Origin of the sequence: Streptomyces soli, from assembly GCF_003999195.1 — a bacterium.
Lineage (GTDB): Bacteria > Actinomycetota > Actinomycetes > Streptomycetales > Streptomycetaceae > Actinacidiphila > Actinacidiphila soli.
The window spans coordinates 13,560-34,468 of record NZ_RJVR01000270.1 but is presented as its reverse complement, the minus strand read 5'-3'; the positions used below and the strand labels follow the sequence as shown (position 1 = coordinate 34,468).

The 20,909-nt window shown below is 69.5% G+C and carries 20 protein-coding genes and 1 pseudogene; 16 read left to right on the top strand and 5 right to left on the bottom strand.

The window, feature by feature from the left end; all coding sequences use genetic code 11:
- Positions 1–87 precede the first annotated feature (87 nt).
- The 8 genes from shc (at position 88) to EFK10_RS51045 (ending at position 9,314) form a co-directional block, all read left to right on the top strand.
- The gene (shc, locus tag EFK10_RS29190; protein ID WP_127358648.1) at positions 88–2,127 is read left to right on the top strand and encodes a squalene--hopene cyclase; all 2,040 of its coding nucleotides are present in this window, start codon (positions 88–90) and stop codon (positions 2,125–2,127) included.
- Positions 2,127–2,738 carry a 5'-methylthioadenosine/S-adenosylhomocysteine nucleosidase family protein gene (locus EFK10_RS29185; RefSeq protein WP_127358647.1) on the top strand — a complete coding sequence of 204 codons (612 nt, stop codon included), beginning with the start codon at positions 2,127–2,129 and terminating at the stop codon, positions 2,736–2,738. Before shc ends, EFK10_RS29185 begins: the two co-directional genes overlap by 1 nt.
- Positions 2,739–2,743: 5 nt before the next feature.
- Positions 2,744–3,769 carry an adenosyl-hopene transferase HpnH gene (gene hpnH, locus EFK10_RS29180; protein ID WP_127358646.1) on the top strand — a complete coding sequence of 342 codons (1,026 nt, stop codon included), beginning with the start codon at positions 2,744–2,746 and terminating at the stop codon, positions 3,767–3,769.
- A gap of 2 nt (positions 3,770–3,771) precedes the next feature.
- Positions 3,772–4,926 (top strand): flavodoxin-dependent (E)-4-hydroxy-3-methylbut-2-enyl-diphosphate synthase, encoded by a 1,155-nt coding sequence (ispG, locus tag EFK10_RS29175; RefSeq protein WP_127358645.1) that lies wholly within the window; start codon positions 3,772–3,774, stop codon positions 4,924–4,926.
- A 36-nt stretch (positions 4,927–4,962) separates the two neighbouring features.
- Positions 4,963–6,840, top strand: a complete 1,878-nt coding sequence (gene dxs / locus EFK10_RS29170) for a 1-deoxy-D-xylulose-5-phosphate synthase (RefSeq protein ID WP_127358644.1) — start codon at positions 4,963–4,965, stop codon at positions 6,838–6,840.
- A 301-nt stretch (positions 6,841–7,141) separates the two neighbouring features.
- On the top strand, positions 7,142–8,539 hold the full coding sequence (locus EFK10_RS29165; RefSeq protein WP_127358643.1) for an aspartate aminotransferase family protein: 1,398 nt from the start codon (positions 7,142–7,144) through the stop codon (positions 8,537–8,539).
- A 62-nt stretch (positions 8,540–8,601) separates the two neighbouring features.
- Positions 8,602–9,171 carry a helix-turn-helix domain-containing protein gene (locus EFK10_RS29160; protein ID WP_127358642.1) on the top strand — a complete coding sequence of 190 codons (570 nt, stop codon included), beginning with the start codon at positions 8,602–8,604 and terminating at the stop codon, positions 9,169–9,171.
- Between the two features lie 47 nt (positions 9,172–9,218).
- Entirely contained in the window at positions 9,219–9,314 is a 96-nt protein-coding gene (locus EFK10_RS51045; RefSeq protein WP_240677537.1) for a DUF6126 family protein, read from the top strand.
- A gap of 13 nt (positions 9,315–9,327) precedes the next feature.
- Here the strand turns inward: EFK10_RS51045 and EFK10_RS29155 are convergent, their stop codons facing one another.
- A complete protein-coding gene (locus EFK10_RS29155) occupies positions 9,328–10,146 on the bottom strand; it encodes a tyrosine-protein phosphatase (RefSeq protein ID WP_164836188.1) in 819 nt (272 codons plus the stop codon).
- Between the two features lie 148 nt (positions 10,147–10,294).
- Here EFK10_RS29155 and EFK10_RS29150 point away from each other — a divergent pair, with 148 nt between their 5' ends.
- Together EFK10_RS29150 and EFK10_RS29145 are read left to right on the top strand one after the other, a co-directional pair.
- On the top strand, positions 10,295–12,406 hold the full coding sequence (locus EFK10_RS29150) for an alpha-galactosidase (RefSeq protein ID WP_127358640.1): 2,112 nt from the start codon (positions 10,295–10,297) through the stop codon (positions 12,404–12,406).
- A 79-nt stretch (positions 12,407–12,485) separates the two neighbouring features.
- Positions 12,486–13,280 (top strand): SGNH/GDSL hydrolase family protein, encoded by a 795-nt coding sequence (locus EFK10_RS29145; protein ID WP_127358639.1) that lies wholly within the window; start codon positions 12,486–12,488, stop codon positions 13,278–13,280.
- A gap of 16 nt (positions 13,281–13,296) precedes the next feature.
- Here the strand turns inward: EFK10_RS29145 and EFK10_RS29140 are convergent, their stop codons facing one another.
- On the bottom strand, positions 13,297–13,734 hold the full coding sequence (locus EFK10_RS29140; RefSeq protein ID WP_240677536.1) for an ATP-binding protein: 438 nt from the start codon (positions 13,732–13,734) through the stop codon (positions 13,297–13,299).
- A 136-nt stretch (positions 13,735–13,870) separates the two neighbouring features.
- Between EFK10_RS29140 and EFK10_RS29135 the strand changes: the two genes are divergently transcribed.
- The 4 genes and pseudogenes from EFK10_RS29135 (at position 13,871) to EFK10_RS51035 (ending at position 15,343) form a co-directional block, all read left to right on the top strand.
- The gene (locus EFK10_RS29135; protein WP_127358638.1) at positions 13,871–14,743 is read left to right on the top strand and encodes a helix-turn-helix domain-containing protein; all 873 of its coding nucleotides are present in this window, start codon (positions 13,871–13,873) and stop codon (positions 14,741–14,743) included.
- Between the two features lie 3 nt (positions 14,744–14,746).
- Positions 14,747–14,998 carry a DUF397 domain-containing protein gene (locus EFK10_RS29130; protein ID WP_127358637.1) on the top strand — a complete coding sequence of 84 codons (252 nt, stop codon included), beginning with the start codon at positions 14,747–14,749 and terminating at the stop codon, positions 14,996–14,998.
- Positions 14,999–15,017: 19 nt separating this feature from the next.
- A pseudogene (locus tag EFK10_RS53500) lies at positions 15,018–15,173 on the top strand (SAM-dependent methyltransferase); the annotation flags it as partial.
- Positions 15,174–15,202: 29 nt separating this feature from the next.
- Positions 15,203–15,343 carry an SAM-dependent methyltransferase gene (locus EFK10_RS51035; RefSeq protein WP_127358636.1) on the top strand — a complete coding sequence of 47 codons (141 nt, stop codon included), beginning with the start codon at positions 15,203–15,205 and terminating at the stop codon, positions 15,341–15,343.
- 3 nt (positions 15,344–15,346) lie between these two features.
- On the opposite strand, the gene EFK10_RS29120 is transcribed toward EFK10_RS51035, so the two are convergent.
- The 3 genes from EFK10_RS29120 to EFK10_RS29110 all read right to left on the bottom strand — a co-directional run bounded on the left by EFK10_RS29120 (position 15,347) and on the right by EFK10_RS29110 (position 18,953).
- Positions 15,347–16,261: a carbohydrate kinase family protein gene (locus EFK10_RS29120; RefSeq protein ID WP_206305626.1), complete on the bottom strand. Its 915-nt coding sequence runs from the start codon at positions 16,259–16,261 to the stop codon at positions 15,347–15,349.
- A 92-nt stretch (positions 16,262–16,353) separates the two neighbouring features.
- Positions 16,354–17,811, bottom strand: a complete 1,458-nt coding sequence (locus EFK10_RS29115; RefSeq protein WP_127358634.1) for a hydrolase — start codon at positions 17,809–17,811, stop codon at positions 16,354–16,356.
- A 116-nt stretch (positions 17,812–17,927) separates the two neighbouring features.
- Positions 17,928–18,953 (bottom strand): acetamidase/formamidase family protein, encoded by a 1,026-nt coding sequence (locus tag EFK10_RS29110; protein WP_127358633.1) that lies wholly within the window; start codon positions 18,951–18,953, stop codon positions 17,928–17,930.
- A gap of 109 nt (positions 18,954–19,062) precedes the next feature.
- On the opposite strand from EFK10_RS29110, the gene EFK10_RS29105 reads away from it, so the two are divergent.
- Entirely contained in the window at positions 19,063–19,293 is a 231-nt protein-coding gene (locus EFK10_RS29105; protein WP_164836187.1) for a DUF5302 domain-containing protein, read from the top strand.
- 505 nt (positions 19,294–19,798) lie between these two features.
- On the top strand, positions 19,799–20,908 hold the full coding sequence (locus EFK10_RS29100; RefSeq protein WP_127358632.1) for an LCP family protein: 1,110 nt from the start codon (positions 19,799–19,801) through the stop codon (positions 20,906–20,908).
- Position 20,909 lies beyond the last annotated feature (1 nt).

Sequence of the window (20,909 nt, the reverse complement as noted above, 5' to 3'; positions counted from 1 at the left end):
GAGCGCAGTACGTCGTCGGCCGGGCACGTGTGACGGCCGACGGCAGCCCCAACACCGCAGACACAACGACTGTGCAAAGGGGAAGCCATGACAGCGACGACCGACGGCAGTCCCGGGGCAGGGGCCCAAGGGACACCCTCGGCCAGCACGACGACAACAGCCGACTCCGATGCACCAAGCGCAACCTGTACGACAGGCACCACGGCTACGACACGCACCACACGTACGACCAGGGAGACGGCAGAGCGCGCCGCACAGCGCGCCGCCGACCACCTGCTGGCCCGTCAGGACCCGGACGGGTGGTGGAAAGGCGACCTGGAGACCAACGTCACCATGGACGCCGAGGACCTGTTGCTCCGTCAGTTCCTCGGCATCCAGGACGACCGCACGACCGCGGCCGCCGCCCGCTGGATCCGTTCCCAGCAGCGTGACGACGGCGCCTGGCCCACCTTCCACGGCGGCCCCGGCGACATCTCGGCCACCGTCGAGGCCTACGTCGCCCTGCGGCTGGCCGGCGACACGCCCGACGCGCCCTGGATGGCCTCGGCCTCCGCCTGGGTCCGCGAGCGGGGCGGCGTCGCCCGGACCAGGGTCTTCACCCGGATCTGGCTGGCTCTCTTCGGCTGGTGGCGCTGGGAGGACCTGCCCGAACTGCCGCCCGAGATCGTCTTCCTGCCCAAATGGGTCCCGCTCAACATCTACGACTTCGCCCAGTGGGCCCGGCAGACCATCGTGCCGCTCACCATCGTCGCGGCGCACCGCCCCGTACGGCCCGGGCCCTTCGCCCTCGACGAGCTGCACACCGACCCGGCCCGGCCCAGCCCGCCCCGCCCGCGGGCCCCGATCAGCAGCTGGGACGGCTTCTTCCAGCGCCTGGACAAGGCCCTGCACGCCTACCGCAAGGTCCAGTTCAAGCCGCTGCGCCGGTCAGCGCTCAGGGCCGGCGCCCGCTGGATCATCGAACGGCAGGAGGCCGACGGCTGCTGGGGCGGCATCCAGCCCCCGGCCGTCTACTCGGTCATCGCCCTGCACCTGCTCGGCTACGACCTCGGGCATCCGGTGCTGCGGGCCGGGCTGGAATCGCTGGACCGGTTCGCCGTGTGGCCCGACGAGGGCACCCGGATGATCGAGGCCTGTCAGTCCCCGGTCTGGGACACCTGTCTGGCCACCATCGCCCTCGCCGACGCAGGGCTGCCCGCCGACCACCCGGCGCTGGTCAAGGCGGCCGAGTGGATGCTCGGTGAGCAGATCACCAGGACCGGCGACTGGGCCGTGCAGCGGCCCGGGCTCCCGCCCGGGGGCTGGGCGTTCGAGTTCGAGAACGACGGCTACCCGGACATCGACGACACCGCCGAGGTCGTGCTCGCCCTGATGCGCGTCGACCACCCCAACCCCGGCCGGGTGAAGTCCGCGGTAGACCGCGGGGTCCGCTGGACCGTCGGCATGCAGTCCAAGAACGGCGCCTGGGGTGCCTTCGACGCCGACAACACCAGCCCGTTCCCCAACCGGCTGCCCTTCTGCGACTTCGGCGAGGTCATTGACCCGCCGTCCGCCGATGTCACTGCCCACGTTGTCGAGATGCTGGCCGCCCTGGGCCTGGAGCACGACGAGCACACCCGGCGCGGCATCGACTGGCTGCTCGCCGAACAGGAGGCAAACGGCGCCTGGTTCGGGCGCTGGGGCGTCAACTACATCTACGGCACCGGCTCCGTCGTCCCCGCGCTCACCGCCGCCGGGCTGCCCGGCAGCCACCCGGCGATCCGACGGGCCGTCAACTGGCTGGTGTCCGTGCAGAACGAGGACGGCGGCTGGGGCGAGGACCTGCGCTCGTACTCCTCCAACGAGTGGATCGGGCGCGGCGCCTCCACGGCCTCGCAGACCGCCTGGGCGCTGCTCGCCCTGCTGGCGGCCGGCGAGCGGGACAGCGCGGCCGTGGAACGCGGCGTGCGCTGGCTCGCCGACACGCAAGCCGAGGACGGGTCCTGGGACGAGCCGTACTTCACCGGCACGGGCTTCCCCCGGGACTTCTCCATCAACTACCACCTCTACCGGATGGTCTTCCCGCTCACAGCCCTCGGGCGCTATGTGCACGGAGAGCCCTTCGGCGACGTACGGAAGGGGGACTGATGGGCCAGTCCGGCCCACCACTGCTCATCGTCTGCGCTCTGCGCTTCGAACGGTTCGCACTGCGCGCAGGCCGCCGCCGCATGGACGCGGCGGCCGGTCCGGTGCGTGTGATCCGTACGGGCATGGGAGCACAGGCCGCTGAGCGCGCCGTCACCGACGCGCTCAGCACCCCGGAGATGAAGAACGCCGCGGTTCTCACCACCGGCCTCTGCGCCGGGCTGGCTCCCGGAATGCGGCCCGGCGACGTCGTGGTCGCCGACGAGGCCGCCCGAGACAGCGACACCCTGGCCGCCGCGCTCAAGGCGGCCGGACACACGGTGCACATCGGCCGGCTGGCTCAGTCCGATCATGTCGTACGCGGTGCGGAGCGGGCTGAGCTCCGCGCCACCGGTGCCATCGCCGTCGACATGGAATCCGCCGCGATGATGCGCGCCGCCCTCGCTCAGGGCGCGCACCCCGTAGCGGCAGCTCGCGTAGTCGTCGACACCCCTGAGTACGAACTGGTGCGTGTCGGCACTCTGCGCACCGGAATCACCGCATTCCGCGTGCTAAGGGATCTTCTTCCTGCCTTTCTCAACTGGCACCGCTCTACTGCGCTCCCCTGGAGGTGAGCTAGATGGCTATGCCGCTTCGTCAGACCATCCGGGTCGGGACCTATCTCGTCGAACAGAAGCTTCGCAAGCGTGAGAAGTTCCCGCTGATCGTCGAGCTGGAACCGCTTTTCGCCTGCAACCTCGCGTGCGAGGGCTGCGGAAAGATCCAGCACCCGGCCGGGGTGCTCAAGCAGCGCATGCCGGTCGCCCAGGCCGTCGGCGCCGTCCTGGAGTCGGGCGCGCCGATGGTCTCCATCGCCGGCGGCGAGCCGCTGATGCACCCTCAGATCCACGAGATCGTGCGCCAGCTGGTGGCCAAGAGGAAGTACGTCTTCCTGTGCACGAACGCCATGCTGCTGCGTAAGAAGCTCGCCAACTTCACGCCCTCGCCGTACTTCGCCTTCGCCGTCCATATCGACGGACTGCGCGAGCGGCACGACGAGTCGGTCGCCAAGGAAGGCGTCTTCGACGAGGCCGTTGAGGCCATCAAGGAGGCCAAGCGGCGCGGCTTCCGGGTCACCACCAACTCGACGTTCTTCAACACCGACACCCCGCAGACCATCATCGAGGTGCTCAACTTCCTCAACGACGACCTTCAGGTCGACGAGATGATGATCTCCCCGGCGTACGCCTACGAGAAGGCGCCCGACCAGGAGCACTTCCTCGGTGTCGAGCAGACCCGCGAACTGTTCAAGAAGGCGTTCGCGGGCGGGAACCGCAAGAAGTGGCGGCTGAATCACTCGCCGCTCTTCCTGGACTTCCTGGAGGGCAAGGCCGACTTCCCCTGCACCGCGTGGGCCATCCCCAACTACTCGCTCTTCGGCTGGCAGCGGCCCTGCTATCTGATGAGCGACGGGTACGTCCCCACGTACAAGGAGCTCATCGAGGAGACCGACTGGGACAAGTACGGTCGCGGCAAGGACCCGCGCTGCGCCAACTGCATGGCGCACTGCGGCTACGAGCCGACCGCTGTCCTGGCCACCATGGGCTCGCTGAAGGAGTCCATCCGGGCTGCCCGTGAGACCGTCTCCGGCAACCGGGCCAAGTAGCCATGGAACCGATCAATCTGGGGCTGCCCGCAGTCCCCTCGACGCTCGCTCCCCGCCGCCGGTCCCGACAGATCCAGGTCGGGCCGGTGGCGGTGGGCGGCGACGCCCCTGTGTCGGTGCAGTCGATGACGACGACACCGACGGCGGACATCAACGCCACCCTGCAGCAGATCGCGGAGCTGACGGCCTCGGGCTGCCAGATCGTACGCGTCGCCTGCCCATCGCAGGACGACGCGGACGCCCTGCCGGCGATTGCCAAGAAGTCGCAGATCCCGGTGATCGCGGACATCCATTTCCAGCCGAAGTACGTCTTCGCGGCGATCGACGCGGGGTGTGCGGCGGTCCGGGTAAACCCGGGCAACATCCGGCAGTTCGACGACAAGGTCAAGGAGATAGCCAAGGCGGCGACCGGGGCGGGGGTGCCGATCCGGATCGGCGTCAACGCCGGTTCGCTGGACCGCCGGCTGCTGGAGAAGTACGGCAAGGCGACGCCCGAGGCGCTGGTGGAGTCGGCGCTGTGGGAGTGCTCGCTGTTCGAGGAGCACGGCTTCCGGGACATCAAGATCTCGGTGAAGCACAACGACCCGGTGGTGATGGTCAACGCCTACCGGCAACTGGCGGCGAAGTGCGACTATCCGCTGCACCTGGGGGTGACGGAGGCGGGCCCGGCGTTCCAGGGCACGATCAAGTCGGCCGTCGCCTTCGGGGCACTGCTGAGCGAGGGGATCGGCGACACGATCCGCGTCTCGCTGTCGGCGCCTCCGGCGGAGGAGGTCAAGGTCGGCATCCAGATCCTGGAGTCGCTGAACCTGCGGCAGCGGCGGCTGGAGATCGTCTCCTGCCCGTCCTGCGGGCGGGCCCAGGTCGACGTCTACAAGCTCGCCGACCAGGTGTCGGCAGGTCTGGAGGGCATGGAGGTGCCTTTGCGCGTCGCGGTCATGGGCTGCGTCGTCAACGGTCCCGGTGAGGCCCGCGAAGCGGACCTCGGCGTCGCGTCCGGCAACGGCAAGGGGCAGATCTTCGTCAAGGGGGAGGTCATCAAGACGGTGCCCGAGTCGAAGATCGTGGAGACCCTCATCGAAGAGGCCATGAAGATCGCGGAGGAGATGGAGGCCGACGGCGCGATGTCCGGCGAGCCTCAGGTCAGCGTGAGCTGAACGAAGCAATCCCGGTAGGGGGAACGAGGTCCGAACGTGTCGATGCTCGAAAACATCCGAGGCCCGCGAGATCTGAAGGCACTGCCAGAGCCGCTACTGCCTGAACTCGCCGAGGAGCTCCGCCACTTCCTCGTCCATGCCGTCGCCCGCACCGGCGGCCATCTGGGCCCGAACCTCGGCGTGGTCGAACTGACCATCGCCCTCCACCGGGTCTTCGACTCCCCGGTCGACCGCATCCTGTGGGACACCGGCCACCAGTCGTACGTACACAAGATCTTGACTGGCCGTCAGGATTTCTCCAAGCTGCGTATAAAGGGCGGCCTGTCCGGCTACCCCTCGCGGGCCGAGTCCGAGCACGACGTCATCGAGAACAGTCACGCCTCCACCGTCCTCGGCTGGGCCGACGGCCTGTCCAAGGCCAACCAGGTCCTCGGCCGGTCCGACCACGTCGTCGCCGTCATCGGCGACGGCGCGCTCACCGGCGGCATGGCCTGGGAGGCGCTCAACAACATCGCCGCCGCCAAGGACCGGCCGCTGATTATCGTCGTCAACGACAACGAGCGCTCGTACGCACCCACGATCGGGGGCCTGGCCAACCACCTGGCCACCCTGCGCACCACGGACGGCTACGAGCACTTCCTCGCCTGGGGCAAACAGGTGCTCCAGCACACCCCCGTCATTGGCAAGCCGCTCTACGAGTCCCTGCACGGCGCGAAGAAGGGCTTCAAGGACGCCTTCGCCCCGCAGGGCATGTTCGAGGACCTCGGCCTGAAATACGTCGGCCCGATCGACGGCCACGACATCACGGCCGTCGAGTCGGCCCTGCGGCGGGCCAAGCGCTTCCACGGGCCCGTCCTCATCCACTGCCTCACGGAGAAGGGGCGCGGCTACGCCTTCGCCGAGCAGGACGAGGCCGACCGCTTCCATGCGGTGGGTGCGATGGATCCGCTGACCTGCGAACCGCTCACCCCGTCCAACGGGCCCAAGTGGACCTCGGTCTTCGGCGACGAGATGCTGAAGATCGGGGCCGAGCGGCCGGACGTCGTCGCCATCACGGCGGCGATGCTGCAGCCGGTCGGCCTGGACAAGTTCGCCCAGGCCTTCCCGGACCGGGTCTACGACGTCGGTATCGCCGAGCAGCACGCGGTGGTCTCGGCGGCCGGCCTCGCCACGGGCGGGCTGCATCCGGTGGTCGCGGTCTACGCGACCTTCCTGAACCGCGCCTTCGACCAGGTCCTGATGGATGTCGCCCTGCACCGCTGCGGCGTCACCTTCGCCCTGGACCGCGCCGGCGTCACCGGCGACGACGGCGCCTCCCACAACGGCATGTGGGACATGTCCATCCTCCAGGTCGTCCCCGGCCTGCGGATCGCCGCCCCGCGCGACGCGGACGCGCTGCGCGCGCAGCTGCGGGAGGCGGTCGACGTCGACGACGCCCCGACCGTCATCCGCTTCCCCAAAGAGACGGTCGGCGAGCCGCTGCCCGCCATCGACCGCATCGGCGGCCTCGACGTCCTGGCCTGCGGCGACACCCCCGACGTCCTCCTCGTCTCCATCGGCGCCCTCGCCCCCGTCTGCCTCGCCGCCGCCGCGCTCCTGCGCGAACGCGGCATCGGCGCCACCGTCGTCGACCCCCGCTGGGTCAAGCCCGTCGACCCCGCGCTCGCCCCTCTGGCCGCGGCACACCGCATGGTCGCCGTCGTCGAGGACAACGGCCGCGCGGGCGGCGTCGGCTCCGCGGTCGCGCAAGCGCTGCGGGACGCGGAAGTGGACATACCCGTGCGGGACTTCGGCATCCCCCAGCAGTTCCTGGCGCACGCCAAGCGGGGTGAGCTCCTCGCCGAGATCGGTCTCACGCCCTCCGAGATCGCGGGGCGCATCGGTGCGACGCTGACGCGAATCGGGCCGACGTGAGCGCGGCCGCTGGGGCTGCCGCCCCAGACCCCAGCAGGTTGTGGGAGAGCGTTCCGCAAGGCGAGCGGAGTGAGAGGGGGGCACCTCCCGGCCGCGCGCCGGCAAGGGTGGGCACCCCGAGGGCGGGTGGCCGGTGGTGCGTCGGCGGCCTCAGGTCCGTGGCCGGGTTGTGCCAGCCCTCCCCCTCAGCTTCGCGAGGGGGTACCCCCACCCAGTGTCTGGCTGGGGGAGGACGGCCTACCCCCAACCCGGAGGTCGTCGGGGGTCCAGGAGGCTTGCACTATGAAGGGAACCGGAGACGATGACAGCGGCGGAGCCGAAGGGTTTTGATCTGGCGGGGCTGCTGGCCGAGCGCGGCGGCGAGCGGTATGAGCTGCATGCGAAGTACCTGAACCATCAGTTGCCGCGCATGCTGCACACGATCGGCTTCGACAAGGTCTACGAGCGCGCGGAGGGCGCGTACTTCTGGGATGCCGAGGGGCAGGACTACCTCGACATGCTCGCCGGGTTCGGGGTGATGGGCCTGGGCCGGCACCACCCGGTCGTACGGAAGGCGCTGCACGACGTGCTGGACGCCGGGCTGGCCGACCTGACGCGGTTCGACTGCCAGCCGTTGCCGGGGCTGCTGGCGGAGAAGTTGCTGACGTATGCCCCGCATCTGGACCGGGTGTTCTTCGGGAACAGCGGTACGGAGGCGGTGGAGACGGCCCTGAAGTTCGCCCGATACGCGACGGGGAAGCCGCGGGTGCTGTACTGCGGGCATGCCTTCCACGGGCTGACGACCGGGTCGCTGTCGGTCAACGGGGAGGACGGCTTCCGCGACGGCTTCGCCCCGCTGCTGCCGGACACGGCGGTGCCGCTGGGCGATCTGGAGGCACTGGAGAAGGAGCTGAAGCGCGGCGATGTCGCGGCGCTGATCGTGGAGCCGATCCAGGGCAAGGGCGTGCAGGAGGCGCCGCCCGGTTATCTGCGGGCGGCGCAGGAGCTGCTGCACCGCCACAAGGGCCTGCTGATCGCGGACGAGGTGCAGACCGGAATCGGCAGGACCGGCGCCTTCTTCGCCTACCAGCACGAGGACGGGGTCGAGCCGGACCTGGTGTGCGTGGCGAAGTCGCTGTCGGGCGGCTATGTGCCCGTGGGGGCGACGCTCGGCAAGGACTGGATCTTCAAGAAGGTCTACTCGTCCATGGACCGGGTCCTGGTCCACTCGGCGAGCTTCGGCTCGAACGCGCAGGCCATGGCTGCGGGCCTGGCGACGCTGTCCGTCATGGAGGACGAGCAGGTGGTCGCGAACGCCCGCGTCACCGGCGAACTCCTGCGCACCCGGCTCGCAGCGCTCGTGGACCGCTACGAGCTGCTGCACGAGGTGCGCGGCCGGGGTCTGATGATCGGCATCGAGTTCGGCCGGCCGAAGTCGCTGGGGCTGCGCAGTCGCTGGACGATGCTGCAGGCGGCCCGGAAGGGGCTGTTCGCGCAGATGGTGGTGGTGCCGCTGCTGCAGCGGCACCGGATCCTCACGCAGGTGTCGGGCGATCACCTGGAAGTGATCAAGCTGATCCCGCCGCTGGTGATCGGGGAACGGGAAGTGGATCGCTTCGTGAATGCGTTCACAGAGGTGATGGACGACGCCCACGGGGGCGGCGGGCTCATGTGGGACTTCGGAAAGACGCTGGTGAAGCAGGCGGTTGCCAACCGCTGAGGCGTTTTGCCTGGGAGGCAAGGACTTTGCCTCCCAGGCGTCCAGGTCTGTATACCTGATGTATGAGCGAAACTCTGCCCGAGGTCGCGCCGCGCCTGCGTGAGCTGCGCCGCGAGGGCGGTCTGACCCTGGAGGAGGCGGCCGCCCGCGTCGGGTTGTCTCCCGCGCATCTGTCCCGCCTGGAGACCGGGCGGCGGCAGCCCTCGCTGCCCATGCTGCTGGCCCTCGCGCGGGCCTACGGAACAACGGTATCCGACCTGCTGGGTGAGACGCCGACCGACCGCGACCCGGTGGTGCGGGCGGCCAGGATGGAGCCGGTCGAGGCCGGGGGCTGGACGTACTGGCAGGCCGGCGGCCCCGGCAAGGCGATACAGGCGCTGCGGCTGCATGTGCCCGCGGGCCCGCAGGAGGGCCTGGTCCGAGTCCATCCCGGTGAGGAGTGGCTGTACGTCCTCAAGGGCGAGCTGCGGCTCACCCTCGGCGACGCCGTACACGTGCTGGCCCCGGGCGACAGCGCGCACTTCGACTCGCTGACCCCGCACCGTATCGCCGCTGGATCGCAGGCCGGTGTCGACCTTTTGTTCGTCCACACGCTGCTGCGAAGCGGCATCGCCGATCTGTGCATCGGCTGAGCCAAATGCCAAGAGAGAAGACCGTCGTGACTTCAGGGAAGGCCCCCATGGGGTTCAAGGTCCGTGCCTTCGTCTACCTGGTGGGGGTGCACTTCTTCGCGGGCTTCTTCTACCTGATCTTCCACCTCGCCGGGGCCAAGTAGCCGGGCGGGTCGGTCAGGAGGCGTCCTCGAGGAGCAGCTCGCGCAGTCGCTCGCGGCGGGCGGGGATCAGGCCCAGACCTTCCGAGAGGTAGGCGTCGACGGAACCCCAGTGCGACTCGATGGTGTCGAAGGCGGACGCCAGGTACTCGGCGCGGGCCTCGAAGAGCGGGCTGAGCAGCTCCATGACCTCGGGGGTGGCCGCGGGCTCGGCGTTGTCGCCGCGCTTGACGCGGTAGCGGCGGTGGGCGGCGTTGCTGGCCAGGTAATCGGCCTCGATGGCGGCGCGCTCGACGCCGAGGGCGAGCAGGATGATCGCGATCGAGGTGCCGGCCCGGTCCTTGCCCGCGGCGCAGTGCAGCAGGGCGGGCACCGACTCCTCCTCGGCGAGCAGCTCCAGCATCCGCCCGTGCTCCTCGGTGCGGTCCAGGATGATCCGTACGTACGCGTCGACCATGCGCTGGGCCGCCTTGCCGTCGCCCAGGATCTTCCGCAGGGCGTCCAGGTCGCCGTCGCGCACGATGCCCCAGAACTCCGCGCCGGAGGCCGGGTCGCTGAGCGGCATGTTGATGTTGCGTACGCCCGGGAGCGCGACGTCGGGGCCCTCCAGCTTGATGTCGGCGGCGTTGCGGAAATCGAAGATGGTGTGCAGACCGAGCGAGGCCAGGAATTCGGCGTCGCTGTCCGTGGTGTGAGCCAGGTGCCCGCTGCGGAAGAGCCGCCCGTGCCCTACCCGGCGGCCGTCGGCCGTGGGGAGTCCGCCGACGTCGCGGAAGTTGCGTACGCCGGTGAGCTCGGGCTCGGTCGAGGCGGTCTGCGGGCTCTGCTGGGTCACCGGCACTCCTTGGAATCGGGTCGGACTCCTGCCGACCATACGACAACCATGCGAATCCCGTACCGAGTGGTATGTGCCCCGACGACCATTGCCATTCACCCCCTGTCAACCGATGATGTTCGAGTCTGATCGGAAAAGGGGAAATTTGATGATTGACGTTGGTGGCGACGGACGGGTGTGGCTGCTGTCAGGAACCGGCAGCAGTTACGCACTGCGGCTGACGGAGCGGGACGAGCTGCTGCACCTCCACTGGGGGCCGCGCATCACCCTCGCCGACGCCGAGGCGCTGGCCGCGGAACCGCTGCCCGGCCACCGCGGGTTCGAGTCCCTGCTCGACGGCCGCGAGGAGTACCCGGTCGAGGGCGGCCCCCGCTTCGTACGGCCCGCGCTGACCACGCGTACCGAGGCCGTGCGCGGCACCGACTGGGTCTACGAGGAGTACCAGGTCCACGAGGGAGGCGCCGGCGGGGACGAGCTGCGGCTGCACTTCCACGACCCCGTCCAGCACGTCGACATCGCCCTCCACTACCGGCTGCGCACCGGCACCGACGTCATCGAGCGCTGGGCCACCCTCAGCCACGGCGGAGGCGACCGGACCGCCCCCGTCGAGCTGCTGCGCGCCGACGCCGCCGCCTGGTCGCTGCCCGTACGGGACCACTGGCGGCTGTCGCATCTGCACGGCCGCTGGGCCGCCGAGTCCCAGCTGGCCCGCACCGACCTCAGCCACGGCGAGCACGTCATCGGCAGCCGGCGCGGCCACACCAGCCACGCCCACCTGCCCTGGATCGCCCTCGACGCCGGTGACGCGGGGGAGGAGCACGGCGAGGTCTGGTCTGCCGCGCTGGCCTGGTCCGGGTCCTGGCGCATCGCCGTACAGCTGCTGCCCGACGGTCTGGTGCAGGCGGTCGGCGGCGCCGGACACGACGACGCCGGTCTGGTGCTGCTGGCGCCGGGGGAGTCGTACACCACCCCGGTCTTCGCCGGTCTGTGGACCGACGGCGGCTTCGGCGCGAGCAGCCGCGCCTGGCACGCTTACCAGCTCGCGCACGTCATCCCCGGCGCCGAGCAGTCCCGGCCGGTGCTCTACAACTCCTGGGAGGCAACCTACTTCGAGGTCAGCGAGGCCGGGCAGCGCGCGCTCGCCCGCCGCGCGGCGGACGTGGGCGTCGAGCTGTTCGTGGTGGACGACGGGTGGTTCGGGACGCGCACGCACGACGCGGCCGGGCTCGGTGACTGGACCCCCAACCCCGACCGCTTCCCCAACGGACTCAAGCCGCTCGCCGACGACGTCCACGCGCTCGGCATGCAGTTCGGCATCTGGGTCGAGCCGGAGATGGTCAACCCGGACAGCGACCTCTACCGGGCCCACCCCGATTGGGTGCAGTACCAGCCGGGGCGCCGCCGCACCGAATTCCGCAACCAGCTGATCCTGAACCTCGCCCGCGATGACGTCCGCGACTACCTCTGGCAGCAGCTGGACACCCTCCTGCACAGCGCTCCCATCGACTATGTGAAGTGGGACTTCAACCGCTGCTTCACCGACGCCGGCTGGCCCGGCGACCCCTACCCGCAGCGGCTGTGGGTCGACCATGTGCACGGGCTGTACGCGCTCCTCGACCGGCTGCGCGCCGCCCACCCCGGCGTGGCCTTCGAGTCCTGCTCGGGCGGGGGCGGCCGCATCGACCTCGGCATCCTGTCCCGTACCGACCAGGTGTGGACCTCCGACAACACCGATCCGCTGGACCGGCTGGCCATCCAGGACGGATTCAGCCAGATCCACCCGGCGCGCGTGATGGCCGCCTGGGTCACCGACAGCCCCAACGAGCAGCTCAACGACCGGGTCAGCTCGCTGCGCTATCGCTTCGTGTCGTCCATGGCCGGCGTCCTGGGCATCGGCGGCGACCTGGTGAAGTGGAGCGAGGACGAGCTCACCGAGGCCCGCGAGTGGATCACCCGCTACAAGACGATCCGCCCGGTCGTGCAGCACGGCGAGCTGTACCGGCTGCGTCCGCCCAGCGAGGAGCTGAGCGCCGTCCAGTACGTCCGCGGCGACGAAACCGTCGTCCTGGCCTGGCTGCGCCACCAGCGCCACGGTGAGCCCCAGCCCGCGCTGCGGCTGCGCGGGCTCGACCCGGCGGCGACGTACAGCGACGTGGCGACCGGCGAGGTCCACCGGGGCGCGGTGCTGCTGCACCACGGACTGCGCACCGGGCTCCGGGGCGATCTTGACGCCGCCGTATTCCACTTTCGCCGAAACTGACCGAGTGGGATAGATCACGGTACGTCAACCCTTGGTTACGGTGGCGTAGGTCACTTGACGAGGTGAAGGATGTGCTGCTGTGGCAGACGATTCGAAGAGACACAACACAGGCACTATCGGGTCGTACGCGGCGATCGGGGACAGCTTCACCGAGGGCGTTGGCGACCCCGGTCCCGACGGCGCGTTCGTGGGCTGGGCGGACCGGCTGGCGGTGCTGCTGTCCGACCGCAGGCCCGAGCACGACTTCCGCTACGCCAACCTCGCCGTACGGGGCCGGCTCCTCGACCAGATCATCGCGGAGCAGGTCCCGCGCGCCCGGGAGCTCGCTCCGGACCTGGTGACCTTCTGCGCCGGCGGCAACGACATCCTGCGGCCGGGCAGCGACCCCGACGCCGTCGCCGAACGCTTCGAGGCAGCCGTCGCCGACCTCAGCTCCGCCGTCGGCACGGTGCTGGTCACCACCGGCTTCGACACCCGGGGCACCCCGGTGCTCGGCCTGCTGCGCGGCAAGATCGCCACGTACAGCGTGCATGTGCGGGCCATCGCCGACCGGTACAACTGCCCGGTGCTCGACCTGTGGTCCCTGCGCTCGGTCCAGGACCGCCGCGCCTGGGACGCCGACCGCCTCCACCTGTCACCCGAGGGCCACACCCGCGTCGCTCTGCGCGCGGGCCAGGTGCTCGGCCTGGACGTCCCCGCCGACCCCGACCAGTCCTGGCCGCCGGAGCCGGTGCGGGCCCCCGGTGCGGTTCGTCGGGACAACATCCAGTGGGCGCGTGAGTATCTCGTACCGTGGATCGGGCGGCGGCTGCGCGGTGTGTCCTCCGGTGACCACGTGGAGCCCAAGCGCCCGGATCTGCTGCCGCTGGACTAGGTGCTGCCCGGTGGGATCAGGACAGCTCGGCCCACACCGTACGGCCCCGGCCGGACTCGCCGGGGTACACGCCCCAGGAGGCGGAGAGTGCCCCGACCAGCAGCAGCCCGCGGCCGCCTTCCTCGTCGACCCTGGGCGCGCGCTGCTGAGGCTCCGTCAAAAAGCTTCCCTGGTCGGTGACTTCGACGCGTACGATGCCGCGCGTGAAGCTCAGTCCGCAGGTGATGCGCTCGCTGGTGGTGTGGCGTACGGCATTGGTGAACAGCTCGGAGACCACCATCTCGGTGTCGTCGCGCACCTCGTCGGCGACGCCCCACTCCCGCAGCCGTGTCCGCACGCGCCGCCGCGCCTCCGCGACGGAGGAGCCAACGGCGAACAGCCGGAAGGAGTCCTGGCAGGCGGCGTCGAGGACGCCGCGGCGCTCTAACCGGAGAGCGTCTTGGGAAGCAGCCACTCCGCAACTATGCGGGCCATGTTCAAGCTTTGGCAAGATGCGATCTGTAAATTACAGAATCGATGTGACAAGCTGTGCCTTGCGCTGATGGGATGACACACTGCCGTGCTGTGAAGGCAGTTGGAGGGAGTGGGTCGTGACGGACGGGCGACTGGCAGGCGGTGGTGCCCCCACCGTACTGCGAGTGGTGCTCGGCAAGCGGCTCCAGGTTCTGCGAGAGAAGGCCGGGCTCTCCTACGAGCAGGCGGCGCAGACCCTGTACGTCACCCACGCCACGATCCGACGCATGGAGAAGGCCGAAGTCGGCCTGAAGATCCCGTACGTGGAGAAGCTGCTCACGACCTACGGGGTCACCGCCCCCCAGGAGGTCGAGGCCTTTCTCGCCCTCGCGCGCGAAGCCAACCAGCCCGGGTGGTGGCACCGTTACCGCGACGTCCTGCCGGAGTGGTTCAGCGCCTTCGTGAGCCTGGAGGGCGAGGCCGCCGTCATCCGCGCGTACGAGCCGCACTACATACCCGGGCTGCTGCAGACCGAGGACTACGCCCGCGAGGTGCTGAAGGCCGGCCGGCCGCAGGCCTCCTGCGAGGAGATGGAGCGCGGCGTCGCCTTGCGCATGGAGCGCCAGTCGCTGCTCACCCGGCCGAACGCGCCACTGCTGTGGGTCGTCCTTGACGAAACGGTCCTGCGAAGACCCATCGGTGACGCCGGCATCATGCGCGCCCAGATCGCCAAGCTGGTCGAGGCCTGCGCACTGCCGAACGTACAACTGCAGATCATGCCTTTCAGCGCGGGACCGCATCCCGCGATGTACGGGCCCTTCCATATCTTCCGGTTCCAGGTCCAGGAACTCCCTGACGTCGTCTACACCGAGAGCCTCGTCGGAGCGGTGTACTTCGACGACCGCGACGACGTCACGGCTTTCCTCGAGGCGCTGGACCGGATGTGCGCGCAGGCCGCGCCGGCACTGAGCACCGAGGCAGTCCTCGGTGCGATCCACGGGGAGACATGACCGATGAGCATGAAGACGAACAAGCAGATCTACAACGGCATGCCCGCCAAGGACCTGGGCAGTGAGGGCTGGACCAAGCCCTGGAGCGGCGGCAACGGCGGATCCTGCGTCGAGGCCATGAAGCTCAACGACGGCCGGGTGGCGCTCCGGCAGTCCACCGACCCGGACGGCCCCGCCCTGATCTACACCAACCACGAGATCACCACCTTCATCCAGGGCGCCAAGGCCGGCGAAGCCGACTTCCTGCTCTCCTGACCCCGATACGGAGTACGGTCTGAGCGACGACGGCAACGGCCTGCCGGCCGAACGGATCGACACCAGCAAGCCCCATGCCGCCCGGTTGTACGACTACTTCCTCGGCGGCCGGGACAACTACGAGGTCGACCGCGCGGCCGCCGACCGGGTCATCGAGCTCATCCCCGAGATCCGTCCCACCATGAACGTCCGACCCACGCCGGCATCCTGCCGTTCTTCGACGGCTTCGACCTCCTGGAGCCCGGTCTGGTCCAGGTGCCGCTGTGGCGCTCGGACGGCCCGCTGCCAGACCCCGAGGACCTGCGCAGGATCGGCTTCTACGGCGGCGTGGGCTACAAGGGCTGAGCGCTACAAGGGCTGAGCCGAGTCGAGAGCCTCCGCGCTGATCAGCGCGGTGCTCCCGTCGCCCGTGCAGGCGTACGCGCCCGCGACCGCGCCCAGCCGGGCGCACTCCTCCAGGCCCCGGCCGGTCCGCCGCCCGTACAGAAAGCCCGACACGAAGGCGTCCCCCGCGCCGTTGGAGTCCACCACCGGCGCCGACGGCGGCACGGCCGGGATGTGACGCGGTGTGCTGCCGCCTTCCCGGGTCAGCAGATACGAGCCTCCGGCCCCCGCCGTGGCGATCACCGCCTCGGCCCGGCCGTCGCGCAGGATGTTCCGCATCACCCCGGCGATCCGCTCCTTGGCCGCGGCCGCGCTGAGGAAGACCAGGTCGGAGCGGAGCGCGAACTCCTTGTGATGGTCGGCCGTTCCGTCCCAGTCGTGAAGATCGGTCGAGACCGGGATGCCGAGTGCCTCGATGTCGTCGTACAGGAAGCGCGCGAAGTGCGTGATCGACAGGTGCACATGGCGGGCGCGGCGCAGATGCGGCAGGTAGAACTCGCGCGGCATCCGCAGGTCGAGCGGATCGCGGCCGTCGTAGAACGACATCCGGTGCCCGGAGGCGTCCACGAGATTGACCGACCGCCGGGTGCCCGCCGCCGAGATCAGCGGCTCGAAGTCGACATCGGCCTTCGCCAGCCGCTCCCGCACCATGGCGCCGATCCAGTCCTCGCCGATGAAGTCCAGGAACTTCACCGTCCCGCCGAGCGCCCGGCTGCCCAGCGCGACATTCCCGCCGGTGTGACCCGCCCACTCCCGGATCGGCGGCACCCCCACCGAATCGGCCAACGGCACCGGCAGCGCGTCCACCCTGACGATCGTGTCGACCCCTGACCCACCGACGACGAGCACGTCGTACGACGGCTCCTGTTGCGTGGTCATAGCCACCTCCGCTCCCACCCCGCGCACATGCTAGGGGCCGGTGGGGTCTTCTGTCAGAGAAGACCCCACCGCGTGCGGCTGCGCGACAGGCCCTAGCTCACGTTGAGCGCCGTGTCGTCGAGGACGAACGACGTCTGAAAGGAGGACCCTTCGGTGCCGGTGAACTTGAGGGTGACGGTCTGGCCGGCGTAGCCGGCGAGGCTGAAGGTGCGCTGGGTGTAGCCGGTGGCGGCGTTGAGGTTGGAGTAGGTGGCGAGGGTGCTCAGGACGGTGCCGGAGCTGTTGAGGACCTGGACCTTGAGGGTGTCGTAGGCGGTGCTGGTCGAGGTCTCGGCGGTGTCCACGTGGAGGTAGAAGCTGAAGGCGGCCGTGGTGCAGCCGGAGGGGATGGTCACCGCCTGGGAGAGAGTGTCGGTGGTGGCGGAACCGTAGCCGTCCAGCCAGGCCTTGTACGAGCCGGTACGGGCGGCCTCACTGGTGGAGTTGGTGATGACGCCGCTGGAGGCGGTCCAGGTGGTGCCGCCGGACTCGAAGCCGGGGTTGCCGAGGAGTTGGGCGGCGGTGCAGGTGCCGGAGCCGCCGCCTCCGCCGCTGCTCGTGGCGCCCGCGAGCCATTCGGTGGCGTTGAGGGCGAGGACGGCGTTGGTGGCGCTGGTGTCGTTCCAGCCGTCGTACAGGGTGTTGCCGGACTGGCCGGTGCCGTCGTCGATGGGGGAGCTGTCGCCCCAGAAGGCGACGCGGCCGCTGCCGAAGGTGCTGGTGGCGAAGAAGGCGCCGGTGTTGCCGGAGTAGCCGGAGCGGTAGAGCAGTCCCTTGACGCTGGAGTTGTCGGCCGGCTTAAGGGTGGCGGTGGTGCCGTTGGCGATCAGGCTCTTGGTCACCGTCCCGAAGGAGCCATGGAGCACGGGGTTGGTGCTGTCGCTGATCGCCGCCGGGTTACCGGAGGTGATGTTGAGCAGGTCGACCGAGAAACCGAACGGGTCGGTGCTGTCGACACTGTTGTTGGTCATCAGGTCGTTGATGATCACGGGGGAGTCGGAACCGTCGTTGTTGCGGTCGCTCCCGGTGTGGTCCGAGACGAGGAAGAGCCCGCCGCCGTTCTGCACGAACTTCATCACGGCGGTCTTCTCGGCCGTGGTGAGCAGGACGTTCGGCTCGGGCAGCACGAAAGTGTCGAAGTTCGACAGGTCGGTGGCGCTGGAGGTGCCGTAGGTGATCGAGCTTCCCGAAGGCAGCGTCTTCAGGCTGTAGTTGCCGGTCTTCTGCAGGGCCACGCCCCACGAGGAGATGGCACCGGTCCAGGAGGTCTCCGAGGAGGGCGAGGAGTTCTGGCCGAGCGGGTCGGGCTGACTGGTGGAGATGATCCAGTCGGCGTTGCCGGCCGTTTCGGCATGGGCGTTGTCGAAGAGCACGCGGTGCGTGGTCGCCGCGGCGGCGGTCGTGGGGGTGGCGGCCTGGACGGCCGCGGTGCCGGCGACCAGGACGCCGAGCACTGCTGCCGCGCCGGTGAGACGGGCGTATCTGCCGCTGGACCTTGTGGATCCGAGCATCCGACATACCTCCAAGTGGGGGGTGGAAAGAGGCGGTGCGGGCGCCGATTCTGCGCGCGTAGACTTTCTGTCAGTCCACCGTGCGATGACAAGCTGTTGAACGGTACATGGCAATATTAGGGCCTGGCAACGGGCAAACCGGCCGCCACTTCACGGAGTTGGGCGTGCAACCCCCGGTAGGGAATGCCCGGCGGAAGCCATGCCTTGCGGAACTTCGCGAGCGCTGTGTAGTTGGTGTCGCAGACATTGGCCAGCGGCGACTCGACGCCCTGCGAGACCAGTTGGTACGCGTCCATCTCCGACAGCCCGTAGTCGCTCGCCAGCCACCGCACCAGGTCGAGCTGGGCGATCCGGAAGGCGTCCTCCAGCGGCCGCGCGGAGCCCGTCGACATGATGTACGTGTCCGATTCCAGCCGGGGCCACGGCGTGGCGAGACCCTTGAGCAGCTCGACGACCACTACCGTGTTCATGGCGCACTCGACCGCGACCCCGCAGGTCTCGCCCTCGCCCTGCCGGGCGTGCCCGTCGCCGAGGCTGAGCAGGGCGCCCTCCACGTTGACGCCCAGGTAGCAGGTGACGCCGGCCCGCATCTCGGGCGTGTCCATGTTGCCGCCGTGCGCGTCGGGCACCAGCGCCGAGCGCACCTCCAGGTTGGCCGGGGCAACCCCGACGGTGCCGTGCATCGGGTCCATCGGCAGTTCGATGCGGATGTCGCTGTCGCGGGCGGCGAATTCGCAGGTGCGCCGCTCCCGGTCCAGCTGCCACATCCACACCAGCTCGGGGAGCGGCGGCTGCAGCGTTGCCGTCGCATGGGTCGACGTCAGCGCGCCGAACAGCGGCACGGTGGTGGACGCCGCCCAGTCCCGGGCGGGCTCGATCGACACGAAGTGCACCGCGACCGTGTCGCCGGGCTCGGCCCCCTCTACGTAGAAGGGCCCGGTCTGCGGATTCAGGAACGGGAACTCGCACACCTCCGACACCAGGTCGTTCACCGACCGCACCCGGCCCGCGAAGCAGTCCTCGGTGAAGAGGTCGAGCACCGTGCCGGGCGCGATCCGCGCCACCGGCGGCGCGCCGCCGAATGTCCAGGCGTACTCGCCCGCCTCTGGCCTTACCGTGATGATCCTGGGGTCGTCGCTCATGCGTCGTGCTTACCCCATCGGCGGACCCGCTGAGCGCCCCATGACGTTTCTGACCGGCCCATGGACGTGCGAGGCTGTCCCTATGACTCACCCAGACCAGGAGGCGGCCATGGAAGCGGAAGCTTCGGACCAGACGCGCGAGGTGCCCGAGGTCGAGGAGGCGGCGGCCGAGGCGCCGGAGGAGGACGACGTCAAGCGCAAGTTCAGGGAGGCCCTGGAGCGCAAACGCAACCAGAACGCGGCGGGCGGCAGTGGATCCGGGGGGCAGGACCACAACAAGATCCACGGCGCTCACGGGCGGGCCGGCGGCCAGCGCGAATTCCGCCGCAAGAGCGGCTGACGACCGGTTCACGGCCCCATTCGCCCTCAGGGCGGGTGGGGCCGTTGTCATGCCACATCGAAACGGCGACTCGCGAGGATCAACCAACCCACAGCGAGGGGTGATTCACGCGCGCCCACCGAGGGCTGCGAAATTCGAACGACGGACTCGGTGACACCGGTGACCAGTGAACTGGACACGACGGGACTTTCCGCGTGCGCGGTGGCCGCGTGCGCGGCGGGCACTCCCGCCAGTCCTCCTGCGGCCAGCAGCCCCGCGATTGCGGCGCTGCGCCACTTCGGACGTCTGTCGCGGCTCGTAGTCATGTACCGGACAGTAGGACCGCACCGAGCGCGGATTCAGACGGCGCTGAGCAGCTTTCGTACGCCGCGCCACGCCTTTGTCAGCTGCGGACAGTTCCGGGCACGGGAGCCCTTTATGAGAGCTTCCCAACGATTATGAGATCTTCCCAAGAAAGAACGCTCTGTGGCGCTGAACGCAACAATCCGCACTTAAGTTCGTCCGCATGACGGAAGACCACAAGGTGCCGCCGGGTGACGAGGCCGGCGGTGCTCCCCAACGACGCCGACGCAGAACCCGCGCTCTGATCGCGGCCGGTGTCGCCCTCGGTTTCACGGTCGCCCTCGGCGGCACGGCAGCCGGCATCGCCTACTGGCACCTCGACAACAACATCAAGAGCGTCGACATCAACGGCGCGCTCGGCACCGACCGCCCCAGCAAGGTCGCGGCCGCGACGCCGTCCACTTCGGCCTCTGCATCGCAGTCGCCCGTCGCCACCGGCGCGATGAACATCCTGGTCCTCGGCTCGGACTCGCGCAGCGGCAGCAACGCCAAGCTCGGCGGCGGCAACACCAGCGGCGCCCGCTCCGACACCGCGATGGTCGTACACATCAACGAGGCGCACACCAAGGCCACCGTCGTCAGCATCCCCCGCGACACCCTCGTCTACCGTCCGTCGTGCCCGACCTCCAGCGGCAGCACCTCCGCCGCCTACAACGCCATGTTCAACAGCGCCTTCTCGGTGGGCGGCGCGGTCTGCGCGGTCAAGACGGTCGAGACCCTCACCGGGGTACGCATGGACCACTACATCGAGATCGACTTCACCGGCTTCGCCAAACTCATCGACTCCCTCGGCGGGGTGACCGTCACCACCACCAAGGACATCAACGACGACAAGAGCCACCTCCACCTCAAGGCCGGCACGCACCACCTCGACGGCAAGACGGCGCTCGCCTTCGCCCGCACCCGGCACGGCGTCGGCGACGGCAGCGACCTCGGCCGCATCGAGCTCCAGCAGCAGCTCCTGCACGCGATGCTCAAGCAGGTCTCGTCCGCCGACCTGCTCACCAACCCCGCCAAGATCTACGGCATGGCCGAAACGATCACCAGCGCCATCACCACCGACACCGAACTCGACTCCCTGAGCGAGCTGGTCAGCTTCGGGTCGAGCCTCCGCCAGATCGGCTCGGACAATCTCACCGCCATCACCATTCCGGTCGCCACCGCCCCCTCCGACCCCAACCGGGTGGTCGAGACGAGCTCCGCGAGCGAGGTCTGGAAGGCGCTGAAGAACGACACGGCCGTGCCGAAGAGCGTCCTCGACGCCCAGAAGTGAC

Excerpts from the sequence above, each read along its gene's own strand:
- shc (WP_127358648.1), top strand. The coding sequence starts at position 88 with ATGACAGCGACGACCGACGGCAGTCCCGGGGCAGGGGCCCAAGGGACA.
- EFK10_RS29185 (WP_127358647.1), top strand. The coding sequence starts at position 2,127 with ATGGGCCAGTCCGGCCCACCACTGCTCATCGTCTGCGCTCTGCGCTTC.
- hpnH (WP_127358646.1), top strand. The coding sequence starts at position 2,744 with ATGGCTATGCCGCTTCGTCAGACCATCCGGGTCGGGACCTATCTCGTC.
- ispG (WP_127358645.1), top strand. The coding sequence starts at position 3,772 with ATGGAACCGATCAATCTGGGGCTGCCCGCAGTCCCCTCGACGCTCGCT.
- EFK10_RS29165 (WP_127358643.1), top strand. The coding sequence starts at position 7,142 with ATGACAGCGGCGGAGCCGAAGGGTTTTGATCTGGCGGGGCTGCTGGCC.
- EFK10_RS29160 (WP_127358642.1), top strand. The coding sequence starts at position 8,602 with ATGAGCGAAACTCTGCCCGAGGTCGCGCCGCGCCTGCGTGAGCTGCGC.
- EFK10_RS51045 (WP_240677537.1), top strand. The coding sequence starts at position 9,219 with ATGGGGTTCAAGGTCCGTGCCTTCGTCTACCTGGTGGGGGTGCACTTC.
- EFK10_RS29150 (WP_127358640.1), top strand. The coding sequence starts at position 10,295 with ATGATTGACGTTGGTGGCGACGGACGGGTGTGGCTGCTGTCAGGAACC.
- EFK10_RS29130 (WP_127358637.1), top strand. The coding sequence starts at position 14,747 with ATGAGCATGAAGACGAACAAGCAGATCTACAACGGCATGCCCGCCAAG.
- EFK10_RS29120 (WP_206305626.1), bottom strand. The coding sequence starts at position 16,261 with ATGACCACGCAACAGGAGCCGTCGTACGACGTGCTCGTCGTCGGTGGG.
- EFK10_RS29115 (WP_127358634.1), bottom strand. The coding sequence starts at position 17,811 with ATGCTCGGATCCACAAGGTCCAGCGGCAGATACGCCCGTCTCACCGGC.
- EFK10_RS29110 (WP_127358633.1), bottom strand. The coding sequence starts at position 18,953 with ATGAGCGACGACCCCAGGATCATCACGGTAAGGCCAGAGGCGGGCGAG.
- EFK10_RS29105 (WP_164836187.1), top strand. The coding sequence starts at position 19,063 with ATGGAAGCGGAAGCTTCGGACCAGACGCGCGAGGTGCCCGAGGTCGAG.
- EFK10_RS29100 (WP_127358632.1), top strand. The coding sequence starts at position 19,799 with ATGACGGAAGACCACAAGGTGCCGCCGGGTGACGAGGCCGGCGGTGCT.